Origin of the sequence: Virgibacillus sp. M23 (assembly GCF_034190895.1) — a bacterium.
Lineage (GTDB): Bacteria > Bacillota > Bacilli > Bacillales > Amphibacillaceae > Virgibacillus > Virgibacillus salarius.
In genome coordinates, this window is sequence record NZ_JAWDHA010000041.1 from 18,579 (window position 1) to 36,397 (window position 17,819).

The window sequence follows — 17,819 nt, forward strand, 5'->3', positions numbered from 1 at the left end:
GAGCAACTAGAAAGGGTGTTAAAAATGAAAAAAATAATGTATTTCCTAGCAGTGCTTGTTTGTTTGGTTAGTATTGGAGGGAATGCTGTCTCTGCTGAATTTCTTGATATGCGAGTAACGGAGACAAATGATATAAAGCAGCATAAAGATGTTTATAAAGCTTTACTGTTACAAAAAGCAAAAGAGTTAGGTATTGAAGTAGAAGGGAAATCCATAGAAAAGATTAAAAAGCAAGTTGTTCAGACCAGTATAACCAATACTGCTAAGGAATTAGGGATTGCAACAGAAGGTAAGAATATAAACGAGTTAAAAAAGGAAGTCCATCATGCTAAAGTAATAAAAAAAGCGAAGGAACTAGGTTTAGATGTACAAGGAAAGGAACCAGATCAGCTAGCAAAAGAAGTCCATGAAACAATGATTAAGAAAAAGGCAGAAAAATTAGGCATAAGTGCCGAGGGAAAGGATATTCAAGAGCTTCAGAAAGAAATTATCAAAACAAAGGTAACAAAAGAAGCTGAAAAGTTTGGAATTGAGACAGAAGACGAGGATATTCGTGGCTTAATCCAAGCTATTCATGAGGCAAAATTATACCATACTGCTGAAAAATTAGGCATACTTACAACCAATAAAAGCGCAGATGAACTAATGGAAGAGATCATCGTTAACCATTCTACAGAGGCAAAAGAGCTAAACTTATATCCATTTCAGAATGGTAAGTTACATGTTCATCCTCACCATAAACTTTATTAGCTATGTAAAAAGAACAAGCGATAGAGATTAGAGGGTCTCCATCGCTTGTTCTTTTTAAGTTATAATTATGATGTGATAAGGTGGGAATCCAGCAATCCTTACAAAATGACAGTCAAACTTAACCTTTTGCTTTAAATTCGATTAATTGTTTTAATTAGAGTAAGTCGTTATTTAATATTCTTTTTCTGTACCAGTTGCAAACGTAATGTCTAAATCCAGTAAGGCATCTTCTGGAATGTTAAAAGCTTTTCGAACCGCTGCTAATACTTCCTCTTTTGAACTATTCTCATCAAAGTCAAATTGAGCGAAGTGATCATCTAACTCATGTAGCGCCTCATCGTTAGAAAGTCTTATTCCTTGATTTTTATCGTTATAACTCGCTTCGACCCGGTCAGGTACAAATTCGTATTCCACTTCAACAGCGTCTTTTATATTTTCAAAGTCAGCTTCTAAATCAAATTCTATAAAGCTGTAAGGCGCCTCGGATACGGAGGTAGTCTCACCGTTATTCTTATCTTGCTGCATATCAGCCGGTTTTTGTTCGGTTTCTTGTTGCGTATCATCTGCTCCGCAAGCAGTTATTACATTGAATAATACGATTAAGGCTAGTAATGCTATAACTCTAACCATAGCTAGTTTTTTCTGCATATGTATCGCTCCATTCTACATAAGATGCTAGTTATCATTTTAACCCTTTGTGATGGATTTCAAACCAAAAATATGTCATTTTTTATTTATCTATCCTATGACAGCTATTGAAACTTTTTAGTTTGTGTTGGTATTCGATTATGGTAAGATGATATCTATGACTAAAAATTGAAGTCTGCTTATGGAGTTATAATACAAGCAAAAAAGTTGAATAAAAAGCGATTGCTGAGGAGTCCATAAGATATCAGATTATAAAAGAAAGAAGGAAGTTTTATGGTGGATAACAACATTTCAGAAGTAAATAGTCCAACTTCTGTAAATAAGGTACCGCTAATGATCGTACTGATATCCGGTGCTTTTGTTGCCATTTTAAATCAGACATTATTAGCTACAGCCCTGCCGCATATTATGATTGATTTGCAATTGGATGCAAATACAGCGCAATGGCTGCAATCTATTTTTATGCTCGTCAATGGAATTATGATTCCGATTACTGCATTTCTTATTGAACGATTTACAACGAGAGGACTATTTTTATCAGCATTAACGATTTTTGCGATAGGGACAATTATTTGTGCATTAGCACCGAATTTCGCTGTGTTAATGGCTGGACGTGTAGCACAAGCAGCAGCTGCTGGTATTATTATGCCGCTTATGCAAACCATTTTATTCCTTATTTTTCCGATTGAAAAACGTGGGTCGGCAATGGGAATGTTTGGTTTAGTTATTGCATTTGCACCAGCGATAGGACCAACATTATCTGGATGGCTTGTTGAACATTTTCCGTGGAGAAGTCTTTTTTTCGTTATATTGCCAATTATTATTGTCGATATTATTGTTGCTTATTTCATATTAAAAAATATTACAAATCGTACATTCCCCAAATTGGATATATTATCGATTATCCTTTCAACCTTAGGTTTTGGAGGACTATTGTACGGATTTAGTACTGCTGGAAATAGCGGTTGGGGAAGTTTGCAAGTAATTCTCTCCTTAGTTATAGGTGCAATTGCACTTACGCTGTTTATTTGGAGACAAATGAAATTAGAACAACCAATTCTTGAATTTCGTGTATTTAAAAATAGCATTTTTACACTTACAACAGTCTTAGGGATGGTTGCGTTTATGGCTATGATTGGGGCTGCAGTGGTCTTACCATTATTGGCGCAGAATATGCTTGGGTTTACTGCATTGGAATCAGGATTAATGCTATTGCCAGGCGCTGTTGTAATGGGAATTATGAATCCAATTACAGGTAGATTATTTGATAAGTTTGGTGCACGTTGGTTAGCGATCATCGGATTAACGATCGTAACAGTTACTACTTTTATGTTCACCGATTTATCAACAGATACGACATTTACTTACCTTGCTACAATTAATGCAATTCGGATGTTTGGTATTGCGATGGTAATGATGCCGGTTACGACTGCTGGTTTAAATCAGCTTTCCGTAAAATTAATTCCGCACGGAACAGCTATGAATAATACGATGCGACAAGTGGCTGGGGCAATTGGTACTGCTCTATTGGTTACGGTTATGACAAACAGTGCAGTACCTGATGAAGGTATAAATGGAATGATTCATGGAGTAAATGTTTCGTTTATTGTTGCAGGCGTGTTTGCGATTATTGCATTAATCCTCTCTTTCTTTATCAAGCGTTCACAGCCTGATTCTGTACACATTCGTAGATAATCGGTAGTGATTTTGCAAAAACAGTTGACATTAGTAACATTTCTATCCATAATATTAAAAAACATATGTGAACGGAAAAGAAGGAATAGTATGTAATCGAATGAGTGCCAGAGAAGTGAGGTATTTGCTGGAAGCTCACATACTCTTTAGTTACAGAACGTGCCTTCTGAGTCCTACTTGAAGTAGGCGCTTTGTATGGCGTTAAAGCAATAAGCGGGATGTTATTCATCCAATTTAGGTGGTACCGCGGAAGAAAAGGCTCTTTCGTCCTTATTCATAGGGCGAATAGGGCTTTTTTATCCTACATATAAGTGGGGTAAGACTCCCACTTCAAGCAAAAAGGGAAATCAATTCAGATAAGTGGGGGATCGCCTGCCAGTAATTGTCCGATTGGTTCAAAGGTCTTTAGATCATACCCTTGTGGTACTAACCATCCGTGGGAGATGAAAAAACCTCCGAGGGATTGAAGTTTTACTTTATAAATGGAGATGCTAGCTATTTTTTAACTTTAAAAGTCTGATGATTAAGAATTAAACGTCAGGTGATTGGGCTTAAGAAATGAGGTATATGAAAATGAGTAAAAAGAGAATTGTAGTTAAAATTGGGAGTAGTTCATTAACGAATGCGCAGGGGGAAATGGATGTGGCGAAGTTAACGGAACACGTTCAAGCGATAGCAGCGCTGCGCCAGCATAATCATGATGTTATTCTCGTTTCTTCAGGAGCTGTTGCTGCAGGATTTTCTAAAATTGGGTACGGCTCTCGTCCAGTTACCTTGAAAGGAAAGCAGGCATCAGCTGCAGTAGGTCAAGGTTTACTTATTCAAACATATATGGAAAAGTTCGCAGAACATGATTTAAAAGCTGCACAACTTTTATTAACACGCGATGATTTTACGAACAGAAGCAGATATAAAAATGCCTTTAATACCATCATGGAGCTTATAGAGCGGCGTGTCGTTCCAATAATTAATGAAAATGATACGGTGTCCGTTAATGAATTGACTTTTGGGGATAACGATATGCTTTCTGCTTTGGTTAGCGGAATAGTTCATGCTGACGAATTGATTATGCTTACAGATATTAATGGCATATATAATGGCAATCCCCGTCATCAATCAAACGCAACAAAATATGATTATTTAGAAACAATTACTCCAGAAATGATTGCTGCAGTTGATCATACACGCTCAACGGTTGGTACTGGTGGAATGAAGTCCAAATTGGAAGCCGCAAAAATGGCATTATCTTTAGGAGTAAGTGTATTCATTGGAACAGGAAAAGGAGAAAATAAATTACTGGAAATTTTAAATGGGAATGGTGATGGTACATATGTTCGAAATCGATCAAAAGAAACCATTACTACAAATAGACAATGGATTGCTTTGCACTCTGAATCTATGGGGGAAATTTATGTAGATATAGGAGCAGAAGAGGCAATCTTATATCATGGTGCTAGCCTGTTATCAGCAGGCATAAATAGTGTAAAAGGACATTTTGATAAGGGGGATGTTGTAGAGGTATATGGACATAATGGTTTGATTGGAAAAGGTGAAGTAAGCTGCTCCGAGGAAGTAATTGTAAAAGAAATCGAAGCTAGAAGTCTAAAGCAAAGCTTCCAATCTTCAAGAGTCATTCATCGTGACCGCTGGGTGCGGTTAAAGTAAAAATGTAAAAAGGAGAGGAGAACAGATGGAAGAGATACAGACGAAAGGAAAATTGGCTAAAAGAGCAAGCTTTCAATTAAATGCAGTAAGTACAGATGATAAAAATAAGGCGCTGGAATGTATAGCGAAGCAAATTCTAATGGAAGAGGATTTGATATTAAAAGAGAATCGTAAAGATCTACAAGAGGGAGAAAATAAAGGATTAACAGCTTCTATATTAGATCGAATTATGTTAAATAGCGATCGATTACAAGCAATGCATGATGCTATTTTTCAACTTATACAAATAGCTGATCCTATTGGTGAAGTGCTCGAATCAATTGACAAAGAGAATGGCTTACGTATCTCGAGAAAGCGTGTACCTATTGGTGTGATTGGCATGATTTACGAGGCTAGGCCAAATGTCACTATTGACGCAGCTACGCTGGCATTGAAGACAGGTAATGCGGTAATTTTAAGAGGAAGTTCATCCGCCAAACACTCTAATCAAGCGCTCGTTTCTGTTATTCATCGAGCTTTAGCGAACAGTAGGTTACCAATTGATTCTGTTCAGCTAATCGAAAATACAAGCAGAGAATCAGCTAAGGAGCTTTTTACATTAAATAGCTATTTAGATGTTTTAATTCCTAGAGGCGGAAAAAATTTAATTGATACTGTAATACGTGAATCAACAGTCCCAGTAATTGAAACAGGAGCAGGTAATTGCCATTTGTTTATCGATGAATCTGCAGATTTCCAAATGGCGCAGGATATTGTATTGAATGCAAAACTCCAAAGGCCCTCGGTATGTAATGCAATGGAATCCTTATTAATTCAGGAGCGGTGGTTTGAAAACTATGGTGGACAGTTACTCGAGCAGCTGCATAAAAACGATGTAGATGTCATTGGGGATAAACAAGTATGTTCCAAATTTTCCTTTGCAAAACCAGCGACTGAAAAGGATTGGCAGACAGAATATCTTGATTTAGCTGTTAGTGTTAAAATAGTTAAAAGCTGTGAAGAAGCGATCCATCATATCAATTTATACGGCACGAAGCATTCTGAGGGGATCATTACAGAAAATGTAGAACATGCTGCTCTTTTTCAACAACAAGTAGATGCAGCGGCAGTCTATCACAATGCCTCTACTCGTTTTACGGATGGATTTGAGTTTGGTTATGGTGCAGAAATTGGAATTAGCACACAGAAATTACATGCGAGAGGTCCCATGGGACTTCCAGCATTAACATCAAGCAAATTCTTTATTCAAGGAAATGGACAAATTCGTAGCTAATAGAGCTTGGATAGTAGTAGAACGGCTGCATCGTGTAGCCGTTTCTATGACCTTTTTATTTCGGCCGTTTGTCCCCCATCCTCACATAAATCTGCTATTCTCATGAGTAGTTCAATAGCTGTAAAGGAGTATTTACGTGTACCGACCTTGCTTCTATCAGGAAATAATAAACCTCATTCTTCGTAATACCTCATTTTTCGTTCAGACAATCCAGTAAGCCCATGTACAATTCCAATGGATCTTTATATGATGTCATTTCAACCATCCTAAAGCTATGTTTATTCTAGTATCTCATTTTGATGTTAGAGAAACTAATATATTGCTTAGACAAATGAAAAATATCAAAGGAATGTCCCAAAAGGTCGCTTTAATTGGAGTATTTCCATTCTCCGTGGGTGACGCTTCAGCATTAAACAAAATTTACTCACATCAAGCTGTGCATACGATTGTTCCCATAGTGTCTTGTATATTCCAGTCTTTTGTACTTTTTCGCTGATGAGACATCCCCCGAAACTTCTATAATTGATAAAATTCAACCATTCTTTGGAGTTCGCTTAGCGTCAATGCTTCTAGGTCGCTATCGTTTTCTAGCACTCCGGCTTTTTGTAATTTTTTTATATAGTAGCGTTTCACCTCTTCAATTCCTTCACGTAGCAGATTTTTGCTCATGTGCAAAGCACCTCCATCATTTGCAGTTGTACTTATTAAACTATGAGATAAAGGAAAGGATTGGTACGACTAAAGCTAAAAATAAGGCAGATGTCGGCATTGCGATGCTACCCATTGCCCCTTCTTCCTCACCCCGAACGAGTGAATGGTTTGCGCCAAGCATTTGTGCAGATGCTCCATAGCAAAACCCTTAGATCCCATCAATAAGATAGTAATAGAATGAGGCTGAGACAAAAGAATGAAGAAACAATAAAAACGAACCTAATTAATTTCATCAAATAATTATCGTTCGTTTTTTGATCAGAATCATCATTACAAATTACTATTTTGACAGGAAAACAGGAATCAAATGTAGAATTAGTGTAAGAGGAGTAAAAAGGAATTGGAGGGGATAGTAAATGGCAACTATTCAAGATTTTTTACAAATAGATATGCGCATCGGTACGATAAAGAAAGCGGAATCATTTCCGGAAGCTAGAAAGCCAGCAATTAAACTTTTTATTGACTTTGGGGAGTTGGGGATGAAACAATCTTCTGCTCAGCTAACAAAACGGTATACCCCAGCTGAATTGGTTGGGCGTCAAGTTGCAGCGGTAGTTAATTTTCCACCGATGCGAATTGCTGGGTTTAAATCAGAAGTCCTCGTGTTAGGTGGCGTACAAGAGGAAGGAGATGTCGTCTTATTAAGTCCTTGTGAAGAGGTGGAAAATGGCACGCGAATTTCATAACTCTTACGAGAAATACATACATTTAGATAATTATTTATAGGTAGAAGTTTCACTTTATAAAGAGTTAAAAGGCTAAGAATATCGTAGTTCGTATACATCTGAGTAAATCATCAAGGAGGGAAAAAGTAATGACGAATTATAAACCTGCAGGCTTTTGGATACGGGTTTTGGCAAGTTTGCTCGATTCTTTGTTAATTTCTGTATTAGCTGCTATGATTGCTGCTATGATTAATGATCAAGATTTTGTTTTCTTTTATTCCCAAACGGAAATAGATCCCTCTACTTCCGATACTTGGGCTTCCATTATTTATATCATTGTATTTATCATTATATTTACTGCAACAAAATGGAAGGGGAGTCCGGGAAAAATTATATGTAATATTCAAGTCGTAAATACAAACATGACCCAAATTAGTATATGGAAATCAATTGGAAGATACTTAAGCTATTTCGTTTCGGCGCTAACACTGTTTATCGGTTATTTACTGGCAGGCTGGAATGAGGAAAAAAAGGCGCTGCATGATATGATTTGTCAAACGAGGGTGGTATATCGGAATTGAAGAGCTTTTTATATGTGACGATTTGTTGTCTTGGATTAAAAAAGATACTTCCTATTGGAGCCGGCATATGAATAGGATTTTCGTAATAAATTTCCTATAGATAAAACAAATATTTTCCAAAAATGCTAATGCAATAATTCACAGATATTTTCAGCGATCCACATGTATTAAGCTGTAGGTAGTGCATGGAATGACTCGTTTACTAAAAAGAAGGAGAGAGAGGATTGACAATACTCGATGCATTAAAAAAGATACTTCCGTCTGAGCATATAAGTGATAATGACACGGTTCTTGAACAGCATAGTTCCGATGAATCGTATCATACTCCTAAGTTACCGGATGTTGTGGTATTTCCGCAAACCACTGAAGAGGTTAGCCAGATAATGAAAGTAGCTTGTGAATATAAGACGCCTGTTGTTTCTTATGGGTTGGGAACAAGTCTAGAAGGTAGCGTGATTCCATACGAAAAAGGAATTGTAATCGATTATACGTTGATGAACAAGGTGTTAGAAGTACGACCAGACGACTTTCTGGTTAAAGTTCAACCTGGTGTGACGAGGAAACAACTCGAAAGGGAGTTGAAAAAATATGGACTGTTTTTCTCAGTTGATCCAGGGGCGGATGCAACGCTTGGTGGTATGGCTGCTACGAATGCAAGTGGAACTACATCGGTAAAATATGGAATTATGCGAGACCAGGTACGAGATCTAGAAGTAGTGCTCGCGGATGGGACGATTATACATACGGGAAGTATGGCAGCTAAGTCTTCTTCAGGATACCACTTGAATGGTTTATTTGTAGGATCGGAAGGTACATTAGGTTGCTTTACAGAGTTGACGTTAAAAGTACACGGTATTCCAGAGCAAATAATGGCAGGGAGAGCTGCTTTTCAAACATTAGATGAAGCTGTTGCTGCAGTGATTAGTATTTTACAGGCTGGAATACCGATAGCGAGGGTTGAATTAGTAGATGATCAATCAATGAAGCAAATCAATCTTTTTAGTGACACAACTTATAGAGAAGTTCCTACGGTATTTTTAGAATTCCATGGAAATGAAGCGGGTCTAAAGCAGGATGTGGCATTTACGAAAGATTTATTAGAAGACCACCGGTGTCAAGTGTTAGCCTTTGAATCAAACACGGCAGCTAGAAATCGATTATGGGAAGCAAGGCATAATACAGCCTATGCATTTCTTCATAGCTATCCAGGTAAAAAGCAAATGGTGACGGATGTATGTGTGCCAATTTCGGAACTAGCTGGAGCAATTAAAGATGGGAGAAAGGCAGTAGAGGCCTCAGGACTTACTGGTGGAATTGTGGGACATGTTGGCGATGGCAACTATCATATTCTGCTAATGGTTGATGCGGATGACCCAACAGATATAGAAAAGGCTAATCAAGTGAATAGGCAGATTGTTGAATATGCTTTAAAACGTGGAGGAACTTGCACAGGAGAACACGGAGTAGGAATTGGTAAGGCGAAATACCAAGAAGCAGAGCATGGTAACGCGCTTGAAATCATGCGTAAAGTAAAAAGTGTGTTGGATCCGAACAATCTTTTGAATCCTGGTAAGGTTCTATACGATTAGAGAATTCGTTTATAATTTAGTATAAAATGTCTCTTAAAGTTCATTGTAGTGCAGGGGCTTAAATAGATGATACTCCTGTGAGCAAGCAAAGGTGTGGAAAAACGGAGTAGTGGATTTAATTCATAGGGAAGCTGAAGATTAAAAAAGCTGAAAAAGTTTTATTCACCAAATAAATAAGGCGCTCTTCGATGGAAAGCTGGCGTGATTTTAATGACCCGGCTTTTTAGTCTAGGAAATTATAATATTTGCTTATGTGGATAAATAGGGGTGTGTTGGGCCGTGTCCAGCTCCAGCGCCCAGAACTAGGCGACTTCACGAATCGCCATCATCGACTCGCGAACACATCGTAATTCCTTTATCTCTGCTGGCTCTCTCCAGTCGCTACGTTTCAAATAGGGAGTTTGCGCTTTTAATCTGGTGCAGTAGCTATACGATACATAGTTTCTGCAAATAATGGGATTATATAAACAGATGTCATTTTATTTATTTGATAGGAGGGTAGCGATGTCACAACAAAACCAACATCAAATGATTGAAACATGCACGATTCAAGTAAAACAGGCTTATCAAATGATTGAACAAGCGAAAACGAATGGGGATATGCGACAGTTACAAGAGGCTGAGCAGGAGTTACGTCAAGCTGAAGAAAATTTGCATGCAGCTCAGGAACGCTTTGGAACAGCAGCTCTCGAAAATCCGCAGTTTCAACAAACGCAGGAGCACTTACATGATGCTCGTCAAGAAATTGAACATTTTAGACAGAATCACAAATAAGGAAGCTCTGCTCAAGGGCTTTCTTTTTATTGTTCGGAAATAAAATGTAAATAAGTGTAAATTGTTATTGTTTTTATGATTACATTAGGATTTATTTTATATTTTTTTGGATAACTTAATTAAATTGTAATTTTTTTTATAAAAAACGAATATTTCATTGTAATTGAAATGAGGGTTTTTTATAATAGAATCATTCACATGAAAAATACTAAACAACATGGGAGGACTTTTTTATGACAAAGAAAGTTTATTTAAATCACGACGGCGGTGTTGATGATTTAATTTCATTATTCTTATTACTTCAAATGGAAGAGGTTGAATTATTAGGTGTTGGTGTCATACCTGCGGATTGCTATTTGGAACCAGCGATGTATGCAAGTCGGAAAATTATTGATCGATTTGGTAATGGTGAGGAAATAAGTGTAGCTGCATCTACATCACGAGGAAAGCATCCATTTCCAAAAGACTGGAGAATGCACGCATTTTTAGTTGACGCATTACCAATTTTAAATGAATTTTTACCAATTAAAACAAAAGAAGCCAATATACCGGCTCATAAACATTTGATTCAAACGCTACGCCAAAGCGAGGAGCCAGTTACATTAGTCTTTGTTGGCCCTTTGACAGATTTAGCTAGAGCTTTAGAGGAAGCGCCTGATATTGAAGCAAAAATAGAAAAATTAGCGTGGATGGGCGGAACTTTCTTGGAGACAGGTAATGTAGAAGAACCGGAACATGATGGGTCAGCGGAATGGAATGCATTTTGGGATCCAGAGGCAGTGAAAACCGTTTGGGAAAGCAACATTGAAATAGATTTAGTAGCACTGGAAAGCACAAATATGGTTCCACTTACACTAGACGTTAGAAATAGTTGGGCTTCAGAAAGAAAGGATTTAGGAATTGATTTTCTAGGGCAATGCTATGCAATGGTTCCGCCACTTGTTCATTTTCAAACAAACTCTACGTATTTCCTTTGGGATGTTCTGACAACAGCAACAATTGGGAAAAGTGATCTCGTTAAGAAAAAACAAGTGAATAGTATTGTTCATACGGAAGGAAAAAGTCAAGGTAGGACAGAATTATCAGAACATGGTCGACCAGTGAACTTAGTATATGAAGTGAACCGTGATCAATTCTTTCAATACATTACAGACTTATCAAGACAAAACTGAATAGGAGTTGTAGCATCATGAGACGAGTTATTATTGATACGGATACCGCTGGCGATGACACAATCGCATTACTAACTGCTCTTTATCATTTTAAGGTTGAAGGTGTTACGATTACTGGCGGAAATGTTGATTTTGATCAAGAGGTAGAGAATGCTTTATACACCATTCAAGTATTTAATCCAGATTATAATGTACCTGTCTATAAGGGACATGAGAGGCCAATTTTGTCGATTGGGGAAACTGTTCATCGCACAGTAGAGGATGTTCATGGCAAAGATGGTATGGGAGATTCCTTTTTTGAAAAGGCAGATCAACGTCCTGAAGATGGACATGCGGTTAACTTCATCATTGAAAAAGTTAAAGCGAATCCTGGTGAAATTGAATTTTTAGCGATTGCACCATTAACAAACATTGCCATGGCCATAAAAAAGGATCCAACAATAGTAAAGGATATTCCACATATTTATATCATGGGTGGAACAAATAATGCATTAGGAAATATTACTGCTGCAGCTGAGTATAATTTTTGGGTAGATCCAGAAGCCGCAAGAATTGTTTTACATGCTGGCATCCCAATCACGATGGTGGGATGGGATATGTGTACGGATTATTCTGTAATGAATGATACCGATCACCAGGAAATTGCGGCAATCGGTACGGCACGTTCAAAATTTTTTATGGATATTAATCGCGTAGTCATGAAATTTAATAAGGAAGTTCATAAAATCGATGGGACAACCCATCCTGATACATTGTTAGTTGCTATTGCAGCAAACGAAGAACTAATGATAGCATCTAATGATTATTTTGTTGATATTGAAACAAAAGGTGAACTAACAAGAGGCTACAGTTTAGTGGATAGGAATAACCGTAGTGAAAAATCACCAAATGTGCGTGTGTGCGAAGGTGTTGATAGAGAAAAGTTTAGAAATACGCTCATCAAAGTTTTATCAACGAATTCATACTGACAACGAAGAGAGGTTTGCTACAATGGAAATTTTATGGGGAATGACTGGAATTATAATCATATTATTTATTGCATTTCTACTTTCTAAAAGCAAGAAATCAATAAACTTTCGTACAGTTATCGGTGCACTAGCCATTCAATTTATTTTTGGCTTTATCGTATTAAAATGGGAATTGGGAAGAAACTTTTTTAAAGGGATCACTTCTATTGTTGAGCAAATTATTAATACATCAAACGATGGTATTAGCTTCCTATTTGGAGGCTTGCTTGGTATGGAAGGAGTTGGAATGATATTTGCGTTTCAAGTGTTGCCTGTCATTATCTTCTTTTCTTCACTAATTTCTGTTTTATTCTATATCGGGGTTATGCAAGTGCTAACAAAGGCGATCGGTGGCTTTTTATCACTTATCTTAAAGACAACAAAGCCAGAGTCATTATCAGCAGCAGCAAATATATTTGTAGGCTTGACAGAGGCTCCACTTGTCGTTAAACCATATTTGGAAAAAATGACAAAATCAGAGTTATTTGCGGTGATGACTGGAGGAGCAGCTTCTGTTTCAGGTACAGTACTTGTCGGTTACTCGCTACTTGGTGTGCCATTAGATTATTTACTTGCGGCGGCATTTATGGCTGCACCTGCAGGTTTGTTAATTGCTAAAATGTTAGTACCAGAGACAGAAGTGCAAGAAGAGCAACTAATTAAGATTGATGCAGAAAAAGATGCACAAAATATTGTTGATGCAGCTTCTAACGGTGCAATAGTTGGACTTAAACTTGCATTGAACATTGGCGCATTGTTATTGGCGTTTATTTCACTTATTGCATTGGTGAATCTTGGGCTAGACTGGGTTAGTGGCCTGTTTGGATTTGAGGCAATTACCATTGAGCAAATACTTGGATACGTGATGGCACCCCTAGCTTTTATTATCGGAGTACCTTGGGATGAAGCGGTACAAGCCGGTTCTTTTATTGGTCAAAAGTTCGTTTTAAATGAATTTGTTGCGTTTAGTAACTTTGGAGCAGAAATTGAACATTTCTCAGATAAAACAGTAGCAGTTATTACGTTTGCCTTATGCGGATTTGCTAACCTAGCAAGTATGGGGATGCTCATTGGAGGAATTGGTGGGCTTGCTCCATCGCGAAAAAATGATTTAGTAAGGCTGGCATTTCTAGCCATTATTGGTGGAACGCTAGCAAATTTATTGAGTGCAGCAATAGCAGGAATGCTAATTTGATAAATATGAATGAATTAGTGGTGAGCAGAAAGAGGATGAGGAAATGGATAAGATAATTCTGGATGTTGATACCGGAGTGGATGATGCCCTTGCTATTTTAATGGCAGTAGAAAGTGGACAATTAGAAATAGCAGGAATAACAGCTGTTAATGGGAATGTACCACTCGAACAAGTTATGGTAAATAGCAAAAAGGTATTACAATTGGCTGGAAGAAGTGATATCCCAGTTTATCGTGGAGCTGGCCAACCACTTTTGAAAGGAGCCTTCCATGAGTTTGGTGTTCATGGAGATGATGGAATAGGTGGATCGCTTCAAAACATCGTTCCACGAGTAGAGGATCCAGTATTATTTGCTCCTGATTTTATGATTGAACAGGCAAAGAAATTTCCAGGAGAATTAACATTAATTATGGTTGGCCCGTTGACTAATCTTGCTTTAGCTTTACGTAAAGAGCCAACTCTCCCTCAGTTAGTGAAGCAAGTTGTTGTGATGGGGGGGCTTGTTTCTGAAAGCGGTAGAGGAAATACGCTACCAACTTCAGAATTTAATATCTTTGCAGATGCAGAGGCGGCAAAGATTGTATTTCATTCTGGAATGCCTATAAAATTAGTCAGCTTAGACGTAACCATGAAAACCTTTCTTACGAAAGAACACATTGAACAATTGCAAGGGTCTTTGTATTATGATTTTGTAATGAAAAGCACGGAGGTTTATCGTAAGTATAGCATGGATAATTATGGACAGAATGGTTGCGCACTTCATGATCCATTAACCGTCGGGGTTGTTCTTGATCCTTCGCTTGTTAAAACGGCAAAATACTTTGTGGACATTGAAACAAAAAGTGAGTTGAGCTACGGACAAACCATTTGTGATTTTCTCCACCTATGGAAAAAAGAACCAAATATTGAAGTGTGCTTTGCAGTAGATGCAGATCGATTTACTACTCTCTTTTTAGATACGTTAAAGAAGCAATTGTGACCCGTGAGCTTGGGGAAATATATGTATTTGTCTTAGAATAGGGTTGGAATATAGCTAAAACGGTCCATTAAAAAGGCGAACAATGTAATACGCTATCACTTGAAATATATGTAGACGCCTTGAAAAAAATGCGATGTATCGCTGCCCTTCCATATATGAGGGAGAAAAGGCATCGGTGAGTCTCCAAAGTAAGTTAGGCGAGGAGACTCACCAGCCATTCGCAGCACAGCGAAGTATATTTCCGGAATAGCTTAGTTATATTTTTCTTTAATGAAAACACGTTTGATTCCGTCTTTTTTACTTAATCATAAAAAGTCATATACGCTTTGACGTTTGTACTGTGAAGTTTTTTTTACATAAAATTCCGCTTCATTATTAGATCCATCCACATATCCACCAATATTCCTAAAGATTGCACATTCATCATGAGATAAATACCTTTCGCCTACAAAGTCGTCTCCAACAGGATCATCTTCCCATAATTTATACCATCCCGATGGCCCAGCTGTTAAGCAATACTTAAAATCACCACCAGTGGACTCGGCAATGCCAGTAGTATTAAAAAATATGGAAGAACCAATATAATCCCATGTTCCAGTAACGTTTGATTTTGCTGAAATCAATGAAAGCGATGCAAAGAAAATTGTTGCAAATGCTATCAGAATCGCTACTACTTGTTTCATAAATTCTCTTTACATTATTAAAATGAATGGTAAAATGTTTCGGACGGATATTATAATTTTAATTATTTTCCGCCTATTTAGTTATAATAATAGACAATTAACTAGATTATTGACAGAAGATATAGATTATGATATTTAAACTATGATATTATTAATTATTCAGAACCGATTAAAAAGGAGAGAAGCTAAAATGGAAAAGAAGCAATTCAAAGCCGAATCTAAGAGATTACTAGAGTTGATGGTGAATTCGATATATTCCCAACGTGAGGTGTTTTTGCGTGAGTTAATATCCAACGCTAGTGATGCCATGGATAAAATGTACTATCGAAGTTTGACGGATGAGAATTTATCTTTTAATAAGGATAGTTATTACATACAGATCATTCCAAATAAAGAAGAGCGTACACTGAAAGTAATAGATACTGGAATTGGAATGACAAAGGATGAATTAGAAACAAATCTTGGTACGATTGCTAAGAGTGGATCATTCGCTTTTAAAAATGATACAGAATTAAAAGATGGGCATGACATTATTGGTCAATTCGGTGTGGGTTTTTATGCTGCATTTATGGTTGCTGATGTAGTAACAGTCATTAGTAAAGCCTTGGACAGTGAAGAAGCATATAAATGGGAATCAACTGGTACAGAAGGATATTCAATTACTTCATATGAGAAGGAAGAGATTGGAACCGAAATCATTTTAAAGATAAAGGATAATACGGAAGACGAGTCGTATGATTCCTATCTAGAAGAAGCTCACTTAAAAGAAATTATTAAAAAATACTCTGACTTTATTCGTTATCCAATCAAAATGGATGTAACAAAAAGTAAGCCAAAGGATGAAGAAAGTGATGAGTATGTTGATTATGTAGAAGAAGAAACGATAAATAGTATGGTTCCAATTTGGAAGAAGAATAAAAATGAATTAACAGACGAGGATTATGAAAATTTCTATCAGGAAAAGCGATATGGCTTTGACAAGCCTTTAAAATCCCTTCATATAAATGTAGATGGTACTGTTAGGTATAATGCTATTTTATTCATACCTGAAAATACACCTTTTGATTATTACTCAAAAGAATTCGAAAAAGGGTTAGAGTTATATTCCAATGGGGTACTAATCATGAATAAATGTGCGGACCTTCTGCCTGACTATTTTAGCTTTGTTAAAGGAATGGTAGATTCAGAGGACTTATCACTGAATATTTCTCGGGAAATGCTACAGCATGATCGTCAATTAAAGGTAATAGCGAAAAATATAACGAAAAAAATAAAGACTCAACTATTGCATTTGTTAAGAGATGATCGAGAAAAGTATGAAAAATTCTATGATTCATTCGGTAGACAATTAAAGTTTGGAGTATATAACGAGTTTGGAGCAAATAAAGAAACGTTAAAAGATTTATTATTATTTTACTCCTCTAAAGAAAAGAAATTAGTCTCACTGGATGAATACGTTAAACGCATGCCTGAAGACCAAGCCTATATTTATTATGCTTCTGGTGAATCCATTGAACGAATTGAGAAATTACCACAAACTGAAATGGTAGCAGATAAAGGGTATGAAATACTATATTTCACTGAAGAAATTGATGAATTTGCTATTAAAATGCTCATGAACTATCAAGATAAGGAATTCAAATCTGTTTCTAGTGGCGATCTTGGTTTAGATGAAGAGACAGATAACGAAACAGATAAAGATAAGCAGGAAGAAAATAAAGAACTCTTTGCATTTATGAAGGAGAATTTAGCGGGTAAGGTAAAGGATGTGCGTGCATCCAAACGTTTGAAATCTCACCCTGTTTGTCTATCTGCTGATGGAGATATATCTTTAGAAATGGAAAAAGTGTTGAATTCCATGCCAAATAACCAGCAAGTTAAAGCGGATAAAGTATTGGAGATAAACACGAACCATGATATTTTCCAAGCATTACAAACGACATTTGCGAATGACAAGGACAAAACAGCCCTGTATACAAACCTATTATATAATCAGGCTTTACTTATAGAGGGGATGCCTGTAAATGATCCAGTTGCATTTACGAATGATATCTGCAAGGTTATGATTTGATAGATTAGTGATAGGTCTCAGACAATACACAACTTCTATACCATACGAACAATCATATTATCCAACATATAACTGGCAGTAAGATCCACACTTCAAACAATAAAATAAAACCAATATTGGTAAGTGTGGACTAACTACCAGTAAATATCCGATGGATTCAAAGGCATTTAGATATACCATTGTGGTACTAGCAATCAGTGGGGGGTAAGTACCCCCGACTGATTGAAGTTTTACTTTATAAGTTAAGAAAGTATAAAATCAGTGCAATGACTGCGTTAAGCCAAGTAGTTATTTTGAAATGTTTGATGTATATTGGCAATGCTCCGACTAATTACTTCGCTTTCCGCGGGCACGGCCTCAA

At 36.9% G+C, this 17,819-nt stretch carries 16 protein-coding genes and 2 pseudogenes; 13 read left to right on the forward strand and 5 right to left on the reverse strand.

The window, feature by feature from the left end:
- Positions 1-24 precede the first annotated feature (24 nt).
- A complete protein-coding gene (locus RVS70_RS14930) occupies positions 25-750 on the forward strand; it encodes a hypothetical protein (protein ID WP_026682065.1) in 726 nt (241 codons plus the stop codon).
- Between the two features lie 171 nt (positions 751-921).
- Here the strand turns inward: RVS70_RS14930 and RVS70_RS14935 are convergent, their stop codons facing one another.
- A complete protein-coding gene (locus RVS70_RS14935; protein ID WP_026682066.1) occupies positions 922-1,398 on the reverse strand; it encodes a YusW family protein in 477 nt (158 codons plus the stop codon).
- Between the two features lie 333 nt (positions 1,399-1,731).
- Between RVS70_RS14935 and RVS70_RS14940 the strand changes: the two genes are divergently transcribed.
- The 3 genes from RVS70_RS14940 (at position 1,732) to RVS70_RS14950 (ending at position 6,031) form a co-directional block, all read left to right on the forward strand.
- A complete protein-coding gene (locus RVS70_RS14940; RefSeq protein ID WP_371414012.1) occupies positions 1,732-3,093 on the forward strand; it encodes a DHA2 family efflux MFS transporter permease subunit in 1,362 nt (453 codons plus the stop codon).
- A 573-nt stretch (positions 3,094-3,666) separates the two neighbouring features.
- Positions 3,667-4,758, forward strand: a complete 1,092-nt coding sequence (gene proB, locus RVS70_RS14945) for a glutamate 5-kinase (RefSeq protein WP_321133854.1) — start codon at positions 3,667-3,669, stop codon at positions 4,756-4,758.
- 25 nt (positions 4,759-4,783) lie between these two features.
- Positions 4,784-6,031 carry a glutamate-5-semialdehyde dehydrogenase gene (locus tag RVS70_RS14950; protein ID WP_121604790.1) on the forward strand — a complete coding sequence of 416 codons (1,248 nt, stop codon included), beginning with the start codon at positions 4,784-4,786 and terminating at the stop codon, positions 6,029-6,031.
- Between the two features lie 50 nt (positions 6,032-6,081).
- Here RVS70_RS14950 and RVS70_RS14955 read toward each other — a convergent pair.
- The 3 genes and pseudogenes from RVS70_RS14955 to RVS70_RS14965 all read right to left on the reverse strand — a co-directional run.
- A pseudogene (locus tag RVS70_RS14955) lies at positions 6,082-6,267 on the reverse strand (MerR family transcriptional regulator); the annotation flags it as partial.
- 280 nt (positions 6,268-6,547) lie between these two features.
- Positions 6,548-6,700 (reverse strand): Fur-regulated basic protein FbpA, encoded by a 153-nt coding sequence (locus tag RVS70_RS14960; RefSeq protein WP_152525437.1) that lies wholly within the window; start codon positions 6,698-6,700, stop codon positions 6,548-6,550.
- Positions 6,701-6,740: 40 nt separating this feature from the next.
- Positions 6,741-6,878 (reverse strand): annotated as a pseudogene (locus RVS70_RS14965) (LrgB family protein); the annotation flags it as partial.
- 220 nt (positions 6,879-7,098) lie between these two features.
- Between RVS70_RS14965 and csaA the strand changes: the two are divergent.
- The 8 genes from csaA to RVS70_RS15005 all read left to right on the forward strand — a co-directional run bounded on the left by csaA (position 7,099) and on the right by RVS70_RS15005 (position 14,704).
- A complete protein-coding gene (csaA, locus tag RVS70_RS14970; protein ID WP_026682070.1) occupies positions 7,099-7,428 on the forward strand; it encodes a chaperone CsaA in 330 nt (109 codons plus the stop codon).
- Between the two features lie 128 nt (positions 7,429-7,556).
- Entirely contained in the window at positions 7,557-7,988 is a 432-nt protein-coding gene (locus RVS70_RS14975; RefSeq protein WP_121604793.1) for an RDD family protein, read from the forward strand.
- 224 nt (positions 7,989-8,212) lie between these two features.
- Positions 8,213-9,577: an FAD-binding oxidoreductase gene (locus RVS70_RS14980; protein ID WP_026682072.1), complete on the forward strand. Its 1,365-nt coding sequence runs from the start codon at positions 8,213-8,215 to the stop codon at positions 9,575-9,577.
- A 504-nt stretch (positions 9,578-10,081) separates the two neighbouring features.
- On the forward strand, positions 10,082-10,351 hold the full coding sequence (locus RVS70_RS14985) for a hypothetical protein (protein WP_121604794.1): 270 nt from the start codon (positions 10,082-10,084) through the stop codon (positions 10,349-10,351).
- A gap of 233 nt (positions 10,352-10,584) precedes the next feature.
- Entirely contained in the window at positions 10,585-11,523 is a 939-nt protein-coding gene (locus RVS70_RS14990; RefSeq protein WP_121604795.1) for a nucleoside hydrolase, read from the forward strand.
- 17 nt (positions 11,524-11,540) lie between these two features.
- On the forward strand, positions 11,541-12,491 hold the full coding sequence (locus tag RVS70_RS14995) for a nucleoside hydrolase (RefSeq protein WP_026679672.1): 951 nt from the start codon (positions 11,541-11,543) through the stop codon (positions 12,489-12,491).
- Positions 12,492-12,513: 22 nt separating this feature from the next.
- The gene (locus RVS70_RS15000; protein ID WP_281949316.1) at positions 12,514-13,725 is read left to right on the forward strand and encodes a NupC/NupG family nucleoside CNT transporter; all 1,212 of its coding nucleotides are present in this window, start codon (positions 12,514-12,516) and stop codon (positions 13,723-13,725) included.
- A 43-nt stretch (positions 13,726-13,768) separates the two neighbouring features.
- The gene (locus tag RVS70_RS15005; protein WP_121604796.1) at positions 13,769-14,704 is read left to right on the forward strand and encodes a nucleoside hydrolase; all 936 of its coding nucleotides are present in this window, start codon (positions 13,769-13,771) and stop codon (positions 14,702-14,704) included.
- A gap of 305 nt (positions 14,705-15,009) precedes the next feature.
- On the opposite strand, the gene RVS70_RS15010 is transcribed toward RVS70_RS15005, so the two are convergent.
- Complete coding sequence (locus tag RVS70_RS15010; RefSeq protein WP_121604797.1) at positions 15,010-15,387, reverse strand: hypothetical protein; 378 nt, start codon at positions 15,385-15,387, stop codon at positions 15,010-15,012.
- A gap of 190 nt (positions 15,388-15,577) precedes the next feature.
- On the opposite strand from RVS70_RS15010, the gene htpG reads away from it, so the two are divergent.
- Entirely contained in the window at positions 15,578-17,458 is a 1,881-nt protein-coding gene (gene htpG / locus RVS70_RS15015) for a molecular chaperone HtpG (RefSeq protein ID WP_026679675.1), read from the forward strand.
- Positions 17,459-17,819: the final 361 nt, after the last annotated feature.